Raw genomic sequence first — 15,520 nt, 5'->3', positions numbered from 1 at the left:
TAGGTGCGCACCTCGAACTGCTCGCGCGACTTCTTGTCGATGTGCGGGCCGCGGTTCACGGTGAACTTCTCAATACGCGTCGGCATGGGAATGGGGCCACGAATAAGGGCGCCGGTACGACGTGCGGTTTCTGCGATTTCGCCAGTAGCCTGGTCGAGAACGCGATGGTCGAACGCCTTGAGGCGAATGCGAATATTCTGAGCTTCCATTTCCTACACCGATGCGAAAGAGCCAAGCGGCCTGGTTCCAAACCGCAAAAAAGAAAGGCCCGCCCTGCTTGGCCCGGTTTCCCGGAGTGGGCGACCTTCCCTGAATTCCTTGCGATGGGGACGAATCCCCGTCTGTGGGCGCGCCTATACGGGTGAGACCCGATTCATGCAACCCCCGATTTCCACCCATTTTCACCCAGGTGGAAGATGGCCCGGCAAGCTGTTTCAAACAGACACCGGAAACCGGGAAAAGCAGGGGCCCGCCCCGCGAAGGGACGGGCCCCGAACTTATCAAGCAGTCTTTGAGGCGAAGCTTACTTGGTGATCGAAGCAACCACGCCCGAGCCGACGGTGCGGCCGCCTTCGCGGATTGCGAAGCGCAGACCTTCGTCCATGGCGATCGGAGCGATCAGCTTGACCGAAATGGTCACGTTGTCGCCCGGCATCACCATTTCGGTGCCTTCGGGAAGGATGACTTCGCCGGTGACGTCGGTGGTGCGGAAGTAGAACTGCGGACGATAGTTCGCGAAGAACGGCGTGTGACGGCCGCCTTCGTCCTTCGACAGGACGTAAACTTCGGCGCTGAACTCGGTGTGCGGGTTGACCGAACCGGGCTTCGCGAGGACCTGGCCACGCTCAACGGCTTCACGGCCGATGCCGCGGATCAGGGCACCGATGTTGTCGCCGGCTTCGCCGCGATCAAGCAGCTTGCGGAACATTTCGACGCCGGTGACGGTCGTCTTCTGGGTGTCCTTGATACCGACGATTTCGACTTCGTCGCCAACGTTCACAACGCCGGTCTCGACGCGGCCGGTCACGACGGTGCCGCGGCCCGAGATCGAGAACACGTCTTCGATCGGCATCAGGAAGGGCTTGTCGACCGGACGGTCGGGCTGCGGGATGAACTCGTCGACGGCCTTCATGAGCTCGATGATCGAGTTCTTGCCGATTTCGTCGTCACGACCTTCGAGCGCGGCCAGAGCCGAGCCCTTGACGATGGCGATGTTGTCGCCGTCGAAGTCGTAGCTCGAAAGCAGTTCGCGGACTTCCAGTTCGACGAGCTCGAGGATTTCCTCGTCGTCAACCTGGTCGACCTTGTTCATGTACACGACCAGTGCAGGCACACCGACCTGGCGGGCCAGCAGGATGTGCTCGCGGGTCTGCGGCATTGGGCCGTCAGCGGCGTTCACAACCAGGATCGCGCCGTCCATCTGGGCGGCACCGGTGATCATGTTCTTCACGTAGTCGGCGTGGCCCGGGCAGTCGACGTGCGCATAGTGACGTGCTTCGGTCTCATACTCGACGTGTGCAGTCGAGATGGTGATGCCGCGCTCGCGCTCTTCGGGAGCCTTGTCGATGTTAGCGAAATCGACGGCGGTACCGCCGTAGGTTTCTGCCATCACCTTGGTGATTGCCGCGGTCAGCGTGGTCTTGCCGTGGTCGACGTGACCGATGGTGCCGATGTTGCAGTGCGGCTTATTCCGCTGGAACTTTTCCTTCGCCATTTTCTAAAACCTCTAGTGTCTGAAATTCGATTTCTGCGGGAAGTTAGGCGGCACCCGCTGAATCAGGCGCCGCCCCTAGACGCTTGGCTTGCCTTAGGCAAGCTTCTCCTTGACTTCGGCCGCGACGTTGGCCGGGACCTCGTCGTAGTGGCTGAACTGCATCGAGTACTGAGCACGTCCCTGGGTGAAGGAACGCAGCTCGTTCACGTATCCGAACATGTTTGCCAGCGGCACATTGGCCTCGACTGCCTGGGCATTGCCGCGGCTGTCGGTGCCCTGGATCTGGCCACGACGGCTGTTGAGATCGCCGATGACGTCGCCGAGATAGTCCTCGGGGGTCACGACCTCGACCTTCATGATCGGTTCGAGCAGCTTGATACCGGCCTTCTGCGCGACTTCGCGCATCGCACCGCGACCGGCGATTTCGAACGCGATCGCGCTCGAGTCGACGTCGTGGTACGCACCGTCATACAGGGTGACGGTGAAGTCGATGATCGGGAAGCCGACGAGGTAGCCGCTTTCGGCCTGCTCGCGGAAACCCTTTTCGATCGCCGGAATGTATTCCTTCGGGATGTTGCCGCCCTTGATTTCGTCCTGGAAGACGAAGCCCTGGCCGCGTTCACCCGGCTCGACCTTGACCTTGACGCGGCCGAACTGGCCCGAGCCGCCCGACTGCTTCTTGTGGGTGTAGTCGACGTCGGTCGCCTTCGCGAGGTATTCGCGATAGGCCACCTGCGGCGCACCGACATTGGCCTCGACCTTGAACTCGCGCTTCATGCGATCGACGAGGATGTCGAGGTGAAGCTCGCCCATGCCCTTGATGATCGTCTGACCCGATTCGTGGTCGGTCGACACGCGGAAGCTCGGATCCTCGGCAGCCAGGCGGTTGAGCGCAACGCCCATCTTTTCCTGGTCGGCCTTGGTCTTGGGTTCAACCGACAGTTCGATAACCGGCTCGGGGAATTCCATGCGTTCGAGCACGATCGGCTTGGCCGGGTCGCACAGCGTATCGCCAGTGGTGGTTTCCTTGAGGCCGGCCAGAGCGACGATGTCGCCTGCGAATGCTTCGTCGATGTCCTCGCGGTTGTTCGAGTGCATCAGCAGCATGCGGCCGATCTTTTCCTTCTTGTCCTTCACCGAGTTCAGGACCTGGCCCTTCGTCAGCTTGCCCGAATAGATGCGGGTGAAGGTCAGCGAACCGACGAATGGATCGTTCATGATCTTGAACGCCAGCGCAGCGAAAGGCGCGTCGTCCGACGACGGACGGGTGTCTTCCTCGTCGCTGTCGGGCAGCACGCCCTTGATCGCGGGGACGTCGAGCGGACTCGGCATGTAGTCGACCACGGCGTCGAGCAGGGGCTGCACGCCCTTGTTCTTGAACGCCGAGCCGCACACCACCGGCACGAAGTCGCGCGCCATGGTGCCCTTGCGAATGAGCCGCTTGAGCGTGGCCGCATCGGGCTCGTTGCCCTCGAGGTACTGCTCCATCACGTCGTCGTCTTGCTCGACGGCAGTCTCGACCAGCTTTTCGCGATATTCGGCAGCCTTGTCGGCCAAGTCCGCGGGGATGTCGATGAACTCGTACTTCGCGCCGAGATCTTCGGCCTGCCACACGATGCCGCGCATGTTGACGAGGTCGACGACGCCCTTGAGGTCGCTTTCCGCGCCGATCGGGAGATACAGCACCAGCGGGGTGGCGCCGAGGCGGTCGACGATCGACTTGACGCAATAGTAGAAGTCGGCACCGGTGCGGTCGAGCTTGTTGATGAAGCACATCCGGGGGACGCCGTACTTGTCGGCCTGGCGCCACACGGTTTCGGATTGGGGTTCTACGCCGGCAACTCCATCAAACACCGCGACGGCACCGTCGAGCACGCGCAGCGAACGTTCGACTTCAATGGTGAAGTCGACGTGTCCGGGGGTGTCGATGATGTTGATGCGGTGCTTGGGCATGTTCGCGCGCAGCGCTTCGGGTTCCGAGCGCGGGTCCATCGTCGGATCTTCCGCAGTCCAGAAGGTCGTGGTCGCAGCCGACGTGATGGTGATGCCGCGTTCCTGCTCCTGCTCCATCCAGTCCATGGTGGCGGCGCCGTCGTGGACTTCGCCGATCTTGTGGGACTTGCCGGTGTAGTAGAGGATACGCTCGGTCGTGGTGGTCTTGCCGGCATCGATGTGGGCCATGATGCCGATATTGCGGTAACGCTCCAGCGGATACTCGCGGGCCATGTGGAATTCCTCGGGTTCGGGGGTGAGCTTCGAAACTCGGCCCCCATGTAGGGATTAATGCGACAGTTTCGAGACCGGGCCCCAAGACCCGGTCCCAACCCTGCCTCGCCTTACCAGCGGTAGTGCGAGAAGGCGCGGTTCGCGTCCGCCATGCGGTGCGTGTCTTCGCGCTTCTTGACGGCGTTGCCGCGGTTGTTGGCGGCATCCATCAGCTCACCCGACAGGCGTGCGGCCATGGTGGTTTCCGGACGGCCGCGGGCGGCGTTGATCAGCCAGCGGATGGCCAGCGCCTGGGCACGCTCGGGGCGAACCTCGACCGGCACCTGGTAGGTCGCACCACCGACGCGGCGGCTGCGCACTTCGACCTGCGGCTTGATGTTGTCGAGCGCGGTGTGGAACAGCTCGACCGGGTTCGCCTTGGCCTTCTGCTCGACCACGTCGAGTGCGGTGTAGACGATACCTTCAGCAACGGCCTTCTTACCGTCATACATGAGGTTGTTCATGAACTTCGACAGGACCTGATCACCGAACTTCGGGTCAGGCAGGATTTCCCGCTTCTCGGGACGACGACGACGTGACATTTCGTATAACTCCTTTGGAGTTTGAGGTCGGTGCCGGCCCGCTCCCCCTCCCAACCACCCGATACCGTATCGGGGATCATATCGGGTGGTTGGGAGGGGGAGTGGGCTGGAACCGCTAAGGTCGGGACGGAGGTCCTGACCGCACCCCAAAAAACCTCTTACTTCGGACGCTTCGCGCCGTACTTCGAACGGCTCTGCTTGCGATCCTTGACGCCCTGCGTGTCGAGCACGCCGCGCAGCACGTGGTAACGCACACCGGGAAGGTCGCGCACACGGCCGCCGCGGATCAGCACGACGCTGTGTTCCTGCAGGTTGTGGCCTTCGCCCGGGATGTAGGAGATGACCTCGCGCTGGTTGGTCAGGCGGATCTTGGCCACCTTGCGCAGCGCCGAGTTCGGCTTCTTCGGGGTCGTCGTATAGACGCGGGTGCAAACGCCGCGCTTCTGCGGGTTCTGCTCCATCGCAGGGACCTTGCTCTTGGCCTTCTGCGGAACGCGGCCCTTGCGGACCAGCTGGTTGATCGTCGGCATTGAGTTCTCTCTTCACCGTTGCATGGCGGCGACTAGAGGAATGCGGATGGAAGGTTAGGATCGGCGGCCTTGCGAAAATCCCGCTCGTCCTGAGCCTGTCGAAGGACAGGCACCACGAGGGGCGCACACCGCACGAGCCTGAAACGCTCCACCCAAACAGCCCTCACGGCCACCGGGTTACTTTGACGGCTGCCCCGAAATCCCGCCTGCCCGTCATCCCAGCGAAAGCTGGGATCGCTCACGGACAGCGCTGACCTCAATAGAAAAGAGCCTCGGTGCATCAGCACCAGGCCCCCGGGACATGACCGGCAATGTTCAGCTCTATCTGACCGGTGTTGGACGAATCCTACGCCGGATGGGCGCGCACATAGTGGGATGGGGTGCGGGGGTCAAGGGTTAGAGCAAGGCGTAACTTTGACATTCTCTGCCAAACAGCTAGCGCCGATCGCACTAGGGGAGCCAGCTCGATGAACGAACTCAAGGGAATTGCACTTAAGAATTACCGAGGCGTAGGTGATGAATTTGCTTTCATAGGCAATATGTCCAGATTTAATTACTTCTTAGGCGAAAATAACTCTGGAAAATCAATATTCCTTGCATTTATTTCTAATTATTTGCGTGATTTACGTACGTCTAAAGTCAATCAGTTATCTGCTCGACAATCAAGATCAATAGCTTCGTTAGAACGAAATATAAATGGCGGACCGATAGAGCTATTAATTGGCGACAATGTGGAATCCATTGTAGACAGAATGCTCCAAGGAGCGAATCATTCTGCAATGAAGTCACAATATGAGCATTTATTAAGATCGATTGTTCGTCATATTTCTTACGAGGGCCTCGTTTGGATGCATTGGAAGGAGCCGTTCTTAGGCGCCGAGGGGCTTTGGAACGTTGATCACACGACACTGGCCGACCTCTTCCCATCCAGCCAAGACTGGCACTACTTGTGGACCATACTTACGGGATCGAGTGGGGGCGGTCTTCATCAGCACTGGATTCCAGAAACCCTGAGCGTGATTCAACAGAACTTCAGACTCCCAAATGCTAAGGTCAAGTTGATTCCCGCAAAGCGCCAGCTTAGCCAGACCGGCGTGAATTTCGACGATTACTCAGGGGCAGGCCTAATCGACGAACTAGCTCGCTTACAAAATCCTGACGTAGACAAGCGTGCTGACCGCGTAAAATTCGACAAGATCAACGAGTTTGTGCAAACCGTTCTAGGTGATCGACAATCCAGAATAGAGATTCCTCACGATCGCAATCACGTCTTGGTCCACAACAGTGGCCGTGTACTACCTCTGAGTTCATTAGGAACCGGCATTCACGAACTGATCCTGATGGCCGCATTCTGCACGATCTCAGAAAATTCCATTGTGTGTATTGAAGAGCCGGAGAATCACCTGCACCCTAAACTGCAAAAGTCCCTCGTTCGCTACTTGGATAAAAACACATCAAACCAGTATGTGATCGCTTCTCACTCAAATTCATTTCTCACGAGCGAGAACTGCAGTGTCTTTCATGTTTCCATGGAGAGCAACCACACCAAGGTTCGAGAGGCACTGACACCTCGCGACAAGCATCTCATTTGCTACGATTTGGGCTATCTTCCCTCCGATATCTTACAAAGCAACTGCTGCATTTGGGTAGAGGGACCGTCGGACCGAATTTATCTTAATCATTGGATTAGCTTCAAGGCCGAGGACCTAATTGAGGGCATTCACTATTCGATCATGTTTTACGGAGGGCGATTACTGTCTCATCTCACTGCTAGTGATGATGATTTGAAAGACTTCATCTCCCTACGAAAGCTCAACCGGCATTCTGCGATCCTTATTGATAGCGACAAGCCTTCACCTCAGTCGAAAATTAACGACACAAAAAGGCGTCTGGTTTCCGAGTTTTCTCAAGACCCCGGCTTTAGTTGGGTCACCAAAGGCAGGGAGGTCGAAAATTATATCAACGCGGAAGTGTTGACCAGTTTAATTCGAACCGTTCACCCTGAGACATTCGGAGAGATGATTGGACTCTCAGCGTATGATAACACACTAGTTTTTAAAAAGAAAAAATCGAACGAAACAAAAATAGCAGATAAAATTGGTGTAGCTAGACAATATACAAAATTCGATCCTGATTTCTCTGTTCTTGATCTTGATTATAAAACTGATGAATTGATAAGTTTTATAAGGAAATCCAACCCATGATGCATCTTTAAGTTTAGTATAACTGAGATTCGAATGGTGTGCGTAAGTCTGTCTCCCACCGCGCACTCCTACAATGTGGTTCCAATTTTTCGCCTCTCAGGCCCCCGGGCGCCGCACGTCCGTGCGGCTTGACTTCACGGCATAAGCCGCGGAGGGCAGTCGCCCTTGCCTCGCCTGCGGCTCGGTTATTGCGCCAGTTAGAACCGTTTTCCTACTTCGCAGTTTTTAGTTTTTTGGACCCTCAAACGCCGGGCGCGACGCGTCCGCGACGCTTGGCTTCCTCGCAAAAGCTCGCGCGGGCAGTCGCCCTTGCCTCACCTGCAGCTCGGTAACTTCGCCAGCCAGAACCATTTTCCTACTTCGCAGTTTTTTGTTTTGGTCCCTCAAACGCCGGGCGCCGCACGTCCGTGCGGCTTGGCTTCGCGGCATAGACCGCGGCGGGCGGTCGCCCTTGCCTCGCCTGCGGCTCGGTAATTTCGCCAGTTTGAGAGGTTCCGCCTGTGTCCAACCACCCCGCCCCCACCCGCGCCACGCCCCGCCAAGCCACTTCGGCCGTCGCCTATACTGCGCCGCTACCCGACGAGGACGACCCCCTCCTCGGTTTCACCCCCTATCTCCACGCCGCTCCCCGCCGCAATTCGATCACGCCCGATCTGCAACGCCGCTTCGTCGCCACGCTGGCTGCCACCGGCATCGTCAAGGCGGCGGCGCGGTCGATCGGGCGCTCGCTGGAAGCGCTCTACAGGCTGCGCCACCGGCCCGGGGCGGAAGGCTTTTCCGCGGCGTGGGACGCGGCGCTGGAACGCGGGATGGCGCGGCTGGAGGACATGGCGATCGAGCGCGCCATGCTGGGCGCGCGCACGCCCATCGTCTCGCACGGCGCGATCCTGGGCTGGTGGGACAAGCCCGACAATGCGCTGCTGCGCTTCCTCCTGCAGCATCGCCTTGCCGGGCGTTACGGCCCGCCGACCGGGCGGAGCGAGGACGAGATCCGCGCCGAGTTGCAGGACGAGGTGATGGAAACCGCGCGCAGCGTGATCGCCAAGGAACGGGCGGCGGCGATGAAAGACCTCAATGCGCTGATCAACCACATGGTCGACAACCAGCTGGCCGGGCGGCCGCGGATCACCGGGCTCGACCCGAAGAAGACGCTGGGCGAGAATGCGGCGCTGCTGCGCGAGCGCGAGGGCGACCGGGTTGACGGCTGGTACATGCGGCGCGCGAAACCCACCCCGCCGGGTGCGGAGGACGCAGGCGGTTAGGCCGTGAGGAAGCCGACCAGCGCCTTGACCTTCTTGGTCCGCCATTGCGGCGTGGGGGCGACCAGCCAATAGGCGCGCGTGCCCGGATCGGGCCCTTCGAGCACTTCGAGCTTGCCCGCCTCGACCGCGTCCTTGGCCAGCAGTTCGGGCAGGATCGCCTTGCCCAGCCCGGCCATTGCGCTGGACAGCGCCTGGCCCGCGTTGGAGACGCAGATATGCGCGCTGATCCCGTCCTGCAGCGGCAAGCCCCAGTCGATCCAGCGATCGGGCGCGCCGGGTGCGGCCACGGTCACGCGGCGCGCGGCGTCAAGCTCGACCCCCTGCAGGTCGCCCGGGCCGTCGACCAGCCGGATCGCGCAATCGAGGTTGGCCTCGGTAAAGTCGGCGTGTTCGTCCGCCACGAAGGTGAACTTGATCTCGGGGTTGGCCTTGCCGAATTCGGCGAGGCGCGGGGCGAGCCATTGCGCGTAGAATTCGCGCGGGCAGGCGATGGTATAACTGTCGCTGGCCTGCCCCGCCTGCATCGCGGACACGCTTTCCTCGAACTTGAGGAAGCCTTCGCGCAGCGCGTCGAGCCCGGCGGCGCCTTCCTGCGTCAGCTCCAGCCCCTTGCTGGTGCGGCGGAACAGGACGGTGCCGAGGTGATCCTCGAGCGCGCGAATCTGCTGGCCCACGGCGGCGGGGGTCACGGCGAGTTCGTCCGCCGCGCGGGTGAACGAAAGGTGCCGCGCGGCGGCATCGTAAACGCGCAGGGCGTTGAGAGGCAGGTGCGTGCGCTTCATCGGAAGCGCGCGTTAGGCGATGCGGCGGCGCGAGACAAGATCGACGTGCGCCGAGAGCCTTGTCACGCACCTGCAACATGGGCCAGACAGGGCCCATGGCACGGATTCCGCTGGCAATGAACGACGATACCACCCCCGCTGCCCCGGCACGCTTCGATTCGCCCGAGTCGCGCTACGTCAATCGCGAGCTGAGCTGGCTGTCGTTCAACCGCCGCGTCACTGCCGAGGCGGAGAACGAGGCCTATCCGCTGCTCGAACGGCTGCGGTTCCTCTCGATCTCCGCCAGCAACCTCGACGAATTCACGATGATCCGCGTCGCCGGGCTGGAGGGCCAGGCCAGCCGCGGGCTCGAAACGCTGAGCATCGACGGGCGCGACCCGCGCCAGCAGCTCGAGGCGATCCGCAAGGAGCTCGACGCGCTGGTCATCCGCCAGCAGGCGGTGCTCGACGACCTGCGGCGCCTGCTCGCGCTCGAAGGCATGCTGATCGCCACGGTCGATGACCTCGCGCCCGACCAGCAGGCCTGGCTCGAAAGCTATTTCGAGAACGAGGTGCTGCCGATCATCACCCCGCAGGCGATCGATCCCAGCCACCCCTTCCCCTTCGTTGCCAACATGGGGATGGGGGTGATCTTCCGCCTCAAGCGCGGCAAGCGGCAGGCCGACCTGATGGAGATGGTGCTGATCCCCAGCGGCGCCCCGCGCTTCGTGCGCGTGCCGGGCACGCAGGCGATCTATGTCCCGATCGAACAGCTGGTGGTGCGCTTCGCCCCGCTGCTGTTCCCCGGCTTCAAGATCCTGGGCGACGGGCTGTTCCGCGTGCTGCGCGACAGCGACATCGAGGTCGAGGACGAGGCCGAGGACCTGGTGCGCTATTTCCGCAGCGCGATCCAGCGCCGCCGCCGCGGTCACGTGGTGCTGCTCGAACTCGACGACGAGTGCGACGAGGTCGCCGAAACGCTGCTGCGCGAAGAGTTCGACGTCGACACGGCGATGACGGTCAAGACCAACGGCATGCTCGGCCTGTCGGACCTCGCGGCGATCTGCAGCGAACCGCGCCCCGATCTCAAGTTCGAACCCTTCAGCCCGCGCTACCCCGAACGCGTGCTGGCGCATGACGGCGATATCTTCTCCGCCGTCCGCGAAAAGGACATCGTCATCCACCACCCCTACGAAAGCTTCGAGGTGGTGGTCGATTACCTGCGCCAGGCGGCGCGCGATCCGGCAGTCGTCTCGATCAAGCAGACGCTCTACCGCGCGGGCGACCAGTCGCCGGTGATCGCCGCGCTGATCGAGGCCGCCGAAGCAGGCAAGGCGGTAACCGCGGTAGTCGAGCTCAAGGCCCGTTTCGACGAAGAGCGCAACATCCACTGGGCCAATGAGCTTGAGCGCGCCGGGGTGCAGGTGATCTACGGCTTCACCGAGTGGAAGACCCACGCCAAGGTCAGCCTGGTCGTGCGCCGCGAGGAGGACGGCTATCGCACCTACTGCCATTTCGGCACGGGCAATTACCACCCGGTCAACGCGCGCATCTACACCGATTTCAGCTTCTTCACCGCCGATCCGGCGCTGGGGCGCGACGCGGCCAAGCTGTTCAATTTCGTCACCGGCTATGTCGAACCGACCGAGCTCGAGAAGCTCTCGATCTCCCCATTGGGCATGCAGGACAAGCTCTACGCCTTGATCGACCGCGAGATCGAGCATGCGCGCGACGGCCGCCCGTCGGGCATCTGGGCCAAGCTCAATTCGATCACCAACAAGGGCGTGATCGACAAGCTCTACGAAGCAAGCGCCGCCGGGGTCGGGGTGACGCTGGTGGTGCGCGGCATCTGTTCGCTGCGCGCCGGCGTTCCGGGCCTGTCGGACAATATCCAGGTCAAATCGATCATCGGCCGCTTCCTCGAACACAGCCGCATGTGGGTCTTCGCCAACGGCTACAAGCTGCCCAGCAAGCGCGCGGCGGTCTACATCACCAGCGCCGACGCGATGAGCCGCAACCTCGAACACCGGGTCGAGGTGATGGTTCCGGTGACCAACAAGACGGTGCACGACCAGCTGCTGGACCAGGTTATGCTGGCCAATATCCTCGATACCGAGAGGAGCTGGCGGCTCGACCCCGATGGCCAGTACCGGCGGATGCGGGTGGGTGAAGGCGGCTTCAACTGCCACCATTACTTCATGGCCAACCCCTCGCTGTCGGGCCGCGGTTCGGCCGGCGGGGCGCAGGATGTGCCGCGCCTGACGCTCGATGGTCCGGTCATGGGCCCCAAGGCGTGAACCGTCGCCGCGGCGCGCGCCGCTCGCTCCCTGCTCCACGCGCGGTCATCGATATCGGTTCCAACACCGTCCGCCTGGTGATCTACGAAGGCACTGCGCGCGCGCCTGAAACCGTGTGGAACGAGAAAGTCGCCGCCCGGCTTGGCCGCGACCTCTCGGATACCGGGCGCATCCCGCAAGAGGCCTGGGCCGAGGCGATGGCGGCGCTGGCGCGCTATGCGCTGATCATTGCCGACCACGGGATCGAAGATGTCCAGACGGTCGCCACCGCGGCGACCCGCGATGCGGAGAACGGCCCCGAATTCCTCGCCGCGGTCGCCGAACTCGGGCTTGCCCCGCGCCAGTTGAGCGGGGAGGAAGAGGCCCGCGCATCGGCCAAGGGTGCACTGGGAGCCTTCCCCGGCGCGCATGGCGTGGTCGCGGACCTCGGCGGCGGCAGCCTCGAACTGGTGTCGATCCGCGACAACCAGTGCCACCACGCGTCCTCGCTTCCCTTCGGCACGCTGCGCCTGCCCAGGATGCGCGCGGCGGGAGAATTCGCCGCGCATATCCACGATGCCCTTGGCAGCGTCGGCTGGGCGGCGGCGCATCCCGGCCCGCTCTACATGATCGGCGGCACCTGGCGGGCGCTGGCCGCCTATGCGATGCGCGCACAGGATTACCCGCTGACCGATCCGCACGGCTTCGTGCTCTCGCTGGCCGATGCCGACCGCATGGCGGCGGAACTGGTCGACGCGAACCCCGAAGCACTGATGCAGATCGGCGGGATCGACGCGATGCGCGCGGGCTATGTGCCCGATGCCGCCGCGCTGCTGCGCCCGTTATTGGCCGAACTCGAGCCCGAAGCGCTGGTCTTCTCCAGCTGGGGCATTCGCGAAGGCCTGCTCTACGGTCGGCTCGAACCGGTGCAGCAGCAGCGCGACCCGTTGCTCGCAGGCGTTGCGGCCTTCGCCGCGCCGCAGGATGCCAGCGTGACCGACGCCACGCTGGTTTCGGCCTGGACCGCCGACCTTGTCGCCCACGCCAAGCCGGGCGATGAGCGCAAGCGGATCGCCGCCGCGCAACTGGCCGCCGCCCTGCGCAAGGTGGAACCGAACCTGCGGCTCAACCAGGCGATCGAATGGTCGCTCGACAAGCGCTGGATCGACCTTTCGCCGCGCGGCCGGGCGATGATCTGCGCCGCGCTGGTCGGATCGCTCGGCCGCACCGAACTGCCCGACCGCCTGCGCATCCTCGCCAGCGACGACGATCTGCGCGAGGGAATGACCTGGGGCCTCGGCCTGCGGCTGGCACAACGACTGGGCGCGGGGACGCGGCAATCGCTGTCGCACAGCACACTCAAGCGCGGGAAGAAAAAGCTCACGCTGCGCCTCGACGAGAGCCGGGCCGCACTCGCCGCAGGTCCGGTCGAACGCGAACTGGCGATGCTGGCCAATTGGTTGGCGCTGGAGCCACGGATCAAGATTGGCGACGTCAGTTCAGACTAGGTCCCTCACTGACCATTGCGCAGCGTGTGCAACGATTCCTCGACACCTTCCGGTCATTCTGGCTCTAGGTAAGGCAACGGATCGATCGAAGCAGCCGCATCACTTTCACGCAGGAAGCGGTCCAGCAGATAAATATGGCCTGCGCCATAGAGCACGAGAACCCGGTCGCCCGGGTCAGAGAGTTCCCGTATGTTATTGAAAATGCGCAAGTTCCGCGCATACCAGGCGCCGACCCACGCGGCCCCGGGATTTTCCTTGTTGTCGCCAAAGGTTGCGATCTCAAAATACTGGCGATGATCGAGTTCGCGTGCTTCAGGTGAATTGAGGTCACGGTACCATTCCGTGATCGACTGATGGTGCATGACTTCGGCCTGGTGGTCGAGCCGCTTTTGACCCTCTGCGAGAAACGCTTTCAATCGATCGTCAGCGCCATTCGACTTGGCCCATGAGAGAAAGTCGTAGGCTGCGTCGTCGCCCGGGGCATTTTCGTTCCAATCAACCGCATAGACCCGTTGAAGTCCTAGCTTCTTGGCCAACCGCAATCCGATCTGATCGCGCTCATTAGCAGTAAGCTGAAATTCGCCACTCAAGAAGTCATTATAGCGTTGGTCCAGCCGGGCTTGGTCGGCCCGGTTCCACTCGAGGACGATCTTTGTGGGCTGCCAATTGGCCAAACTCTCGATGAGTTGATCAATCTCTGACTGCCGATTGGGAGCGAGCACGTCTTCTATAGGCAAGTTGAGCAAATCGCGATTGTTATTTGCGAGGTGGAATGTTCCAACCAGCATGACTTGTGGCCGTTCTTCTGACCCTGGATTGCCGCTTGCGGCAGTCGTCCAAATTGCCGCCAATCCTGCCATGAAGAATGCGGTCGATTGCCAAATCCGCTTCATATTGCGCCCTTTTTGTGTGTTATTATATTACGTCACCATAGCACTGACTTTTGCAATTAAAAGCCGGATATGCACGCCGTCTGCTGCAACCTGGCGGCGCCTCAGCTGAAGAATCATTGTTGAATTGGCGAAGCCCACACGGCCGGCGCGCGAACAAGTAACCCAGAGGTCTCGATCAGCTTGCACAAGTCGGCCACAGCAGGTCATAGATCCTCCGCGCCCTGGTCAGGGCGCTGCGGGCCCGATCGGCCAAGAGTCTAGGAACCGGGTGTGAAGCCAAAGATCCTTACGACGCTGCCAGGCTATAGCTGGCGGCAATTCGGTGCAGATGCGCTCGCGGGAGCTACCGTCGCGCTGGTCGCCCTGCCGCTGAGCATCGCCATCGCCATCGCATCGGGCGCTCCGCCCGCCGCCGGGCTGGTGACGGCCGTGATCGCGGGTTTTCTGATCTCCGCACTCGGCGGAAGCCGGGTCCAGATCGGCGGGCCGACCGGTGCCTTTATCGTGGTCGTCTACGGTGTCATCCACGAACATGGCTACGCCGGCCTGCTTATCGCCACGCTGATGGCGGGCATTATCCTGCTCATCGCGGGTTTCGCCGGTGCCGGGCGCCTGATCCGGCACGTCCCCGAACCGGTGATCGAGGGTTTCACGATCGGCATTGCGGTGGTGATTGCCGTGAGCCAGCTCAAGGACCTCGCCGGAATGACGGGGCCGAGCCTGCCCGCCGATTTCATCCCCAAGCTGCAGGGCCTGTGGGCCATGCGGGGATCGATCGATACCAATGCCCTGCTGCTGGGCATCGTCAGCATCGCAGCCATTCTTAGCCTGCGCCGCCTGGCCCCACGGATCCCATGGCTGGTGATCGTGGTGACCGGGGCGAGCCTGGTCGCTGCGCTTGCCTCGCCTTCCGTCGATACGGTTGCCGCCCGCTATGGAGCGCTGCCGAGCGGCCTGCCCATCCCGTCACTTCCCTCGATCAGCTTGGACCAGATCATCGCGCTGCTGCCGTCGGCGCTTACGATCGCTTTCCTCGCGGGCATCGAATCGCTGCTCTCGGCAATCGTGGCCGACCGGATGTTCGGCGGCGCGCATCGCTCGAATGCCGAACTGATCGCGCAGGGCGCGGCCAATATCGCCTCGCCACTGTTCGGTGGCCTGCCCGCCACGGGTGCCATCGCGCGGACCGCAACCAATGTGAATGCTGGCGGGCGCACGCCGGTGGCGGGGATGGTCCACGCGCTGGCGATACTGCTGGCCATGGTCGTTGCCTCGGGGCTGGCGGGAAAACTGGCCCTGCCCGCGCTGGCCGGGCTACTGGTGGTCACCGCGTGGACCATGAGCGAGCCCCACCGATGGCCCGAGCGGCTACGCCTGCCAAAGCCGGAGTTGATGCTGCTGATCGGGACCGCCCTGCTAACCGTTTTGGCCGACTTGACCATTGCCATTGGCGTCGGGACGATCGTGGGACTGCTACTGCGCCTTTCACGTGGCAACCTGCCCGCGCCCAGCTGGCATACGCCGATGGGCGAGGACGATCCTGCGGAACGGAGTTAGCGGGCCGA

At 62.1% G+C, this 15,520-nt stretch carries 12 protein-coding genes; 5 read left to right on the top strand and 7 right to left on the bottom strand.

Translation table 11 applies throughout. The annotated features are described in order from the left end of the window. The 5 genes from rpsJ to rpsL form a co-directional block, all read right to left on the bottom strand. Positions 1-209 (bottom strand): 30S ribosomal protein S10 (rpsJ, locus tag AAFM29_RS10500; RefSeq protein WP_341712756.1); only part of this gene is annotated, 209 nt, incomplete at its 3' end. A gap of 314 nt (positions 210-523) precedes the next feature. Next, positions 524-1,714, bottom strand: a complete 1,191-nt coding sequence (gene tuf / locus AAFM29_RS10495) for an elongation factor Tu (protein ID WP_341712755.1) — start codon at positions 1,712-1,714, stop codon at positions 524-526. Between the two features lie 93 nt (positions 1,715-1,807). Continuing rightward, on the bottom strand, positions 1,808-3,940 hold the full coding sequence (gene fusA, locus AAFM29_RS10490) for an elongation factor G (RefSeq protein ID WP_341712754.1): 2,133 nt from the start codon (positions 3,938-3,940) through the stop codon (positions 1,808-1,810). A gap of 110 nt (positions 3,941-4,050) precedes the next feature. Next, positions 4,051-4,521, bottom strand: a complete 471-nt coding sequence (gene rpsG, locus AAFM29_RS10485) for a 30S ribosomal protein S7 (protein ID WP_341712753.1) — start codon at positions 4,519-4,521, stop codon at positions 4,051-4,053. A 158-nt stretch (positions 4,522-4,679) separates the two neighbouring features. After that, a complete protein-coding gene (rpsL, locus tag AAFM29_RS10480; protein ID WP_160729495.1) occupies positions 4,680-5,051 on the bottom strand; it encodes a 30S ribosomal protein S12 in 372 nt (123 codons plus the stop codon). A gap of 467 nt (positions 5,052-5,518) precedes the next feature. On the opposite strand from rpsL, the gene AAFM29_RS10475 reads away from it, so the two are divergent. Both AAFM29_RS10475 and AAFM29_RS10470 read left to right on the top strand, forming a co-directional pair. Beyond that, the gene (locus AAFM29_RS10475; protein ID WP_341712752.1) at positions 5,519-7,255 is read left to right on the top strand and encodes an AAA family ATPase; all 1,737 of its coding nucleotides are present in this window, start codon (positions 5,519-5,521) and stop codon (positions 7,253-7,255) included. 500 nt (positions 7,256-7,755) lie between these two features. Beyond that, the gene (locus tag AAFM29_RS10470; RefSeq protein WP_341712751.1) at positions 7,756-8,517 is read left to right on the top strand and encodes a hypothetical protein; all 762 of its coding nucleotides are present in this window, start codon (positions 7,756-7,758) and stop codon (positions 8,515-8,517) included. On the opposite strand, the gene AAFM29_RS10465 is transcribed toward AAFM29_RS10470, so the two are convergent. Further along, a complete protein-coding gene (locus AAFM29_RS10465; protein ID WP_341712750.1) occupies positions 8,514-9,299 on the bottom strand; it encodes a LysR family transcriptional regulator in 786 nt (261 codons plus the stop codon). The genes AAFM29_RS10470 and AAFM29_RS10465 overlap by 4 nt on opposite strands. Positions 9,300-9,394: 95 nt before the next feature. Between AAFM29_RS10465 and AAFM29_RS10460 the strand changes: the two genes are divergently transcribed. Beyond that, positions 9,395-11,575, top strand: a complete 2,181-nt coding sequence (locus AAFM29_RS10460; RefSeq protein ID WP_371830734.1) for an RNA degradosome polyphosphate kinase — start codon at positions 9,395-9,397, stop codon at positions 11,573-11,575. Then, positions 11,572-13,062, top strand: coding sequence for a Ppx/GppA family phosphatase (locus AAFM29_RS10455; protein ID WP_341712749.1), 1,491 nt, complete (start codon positions 11,572-11,574; stop codon positions 13,060-13,062). Before AAFM29_RS10460 ends, AAFM29_RS10455 begins: the two co-directional genes overlap by 4 nt. Positions 13,063-13,115: 53 nt before the next feature. Here the strand turns inward: AAFM29_RS10455 and AAFM29_RS10450 are convergent, their stop codons facing one another. Next, on the bottom strand, positions 13,116-13,955 hold the full coding sequence (locus AAFM29_RS10450) for a DUF5694 domain-containing protein (RefSeq protein ID WP_341712748.1): 840 nt from the start codon (positions 13,953-13,955) through the stop codon (positions 13,116-13,118). A 270-nt stretch (positions 13,956-14,225) separates the two neighbouring features. On the opposite strand from AAFM29_RS10450, the gene AAFM29_RS10445 reads away from it, so the two are divergent. Then, positions 14,226-15,512: a SulP family inorganic anion transporter gene (locus AAFM29_RS10445; protein ID WP_341712747.1), complete on the top strand. Its 1,287-nt coding sequence runs from the start codon at positions 14,226-14,228 to the stop codon at positions 15,510-15,512. Positions 15,513-15,520: the final 8 nt, after the last annotated feature.

The organism is Erythrobacter sp., from assembly GCF_038133525.1.
GTDB lineage: Bacteria > Pseudomonadota > Alphaproteobacteria > Sphingomonadales > Sphingomonadaceae > Qipengyuania.
The sequence above is the reverse complement of the archived record's forward strand: the minus strand, read 5'-3'. Positions and strand labels throughout refer to the sequence as shown.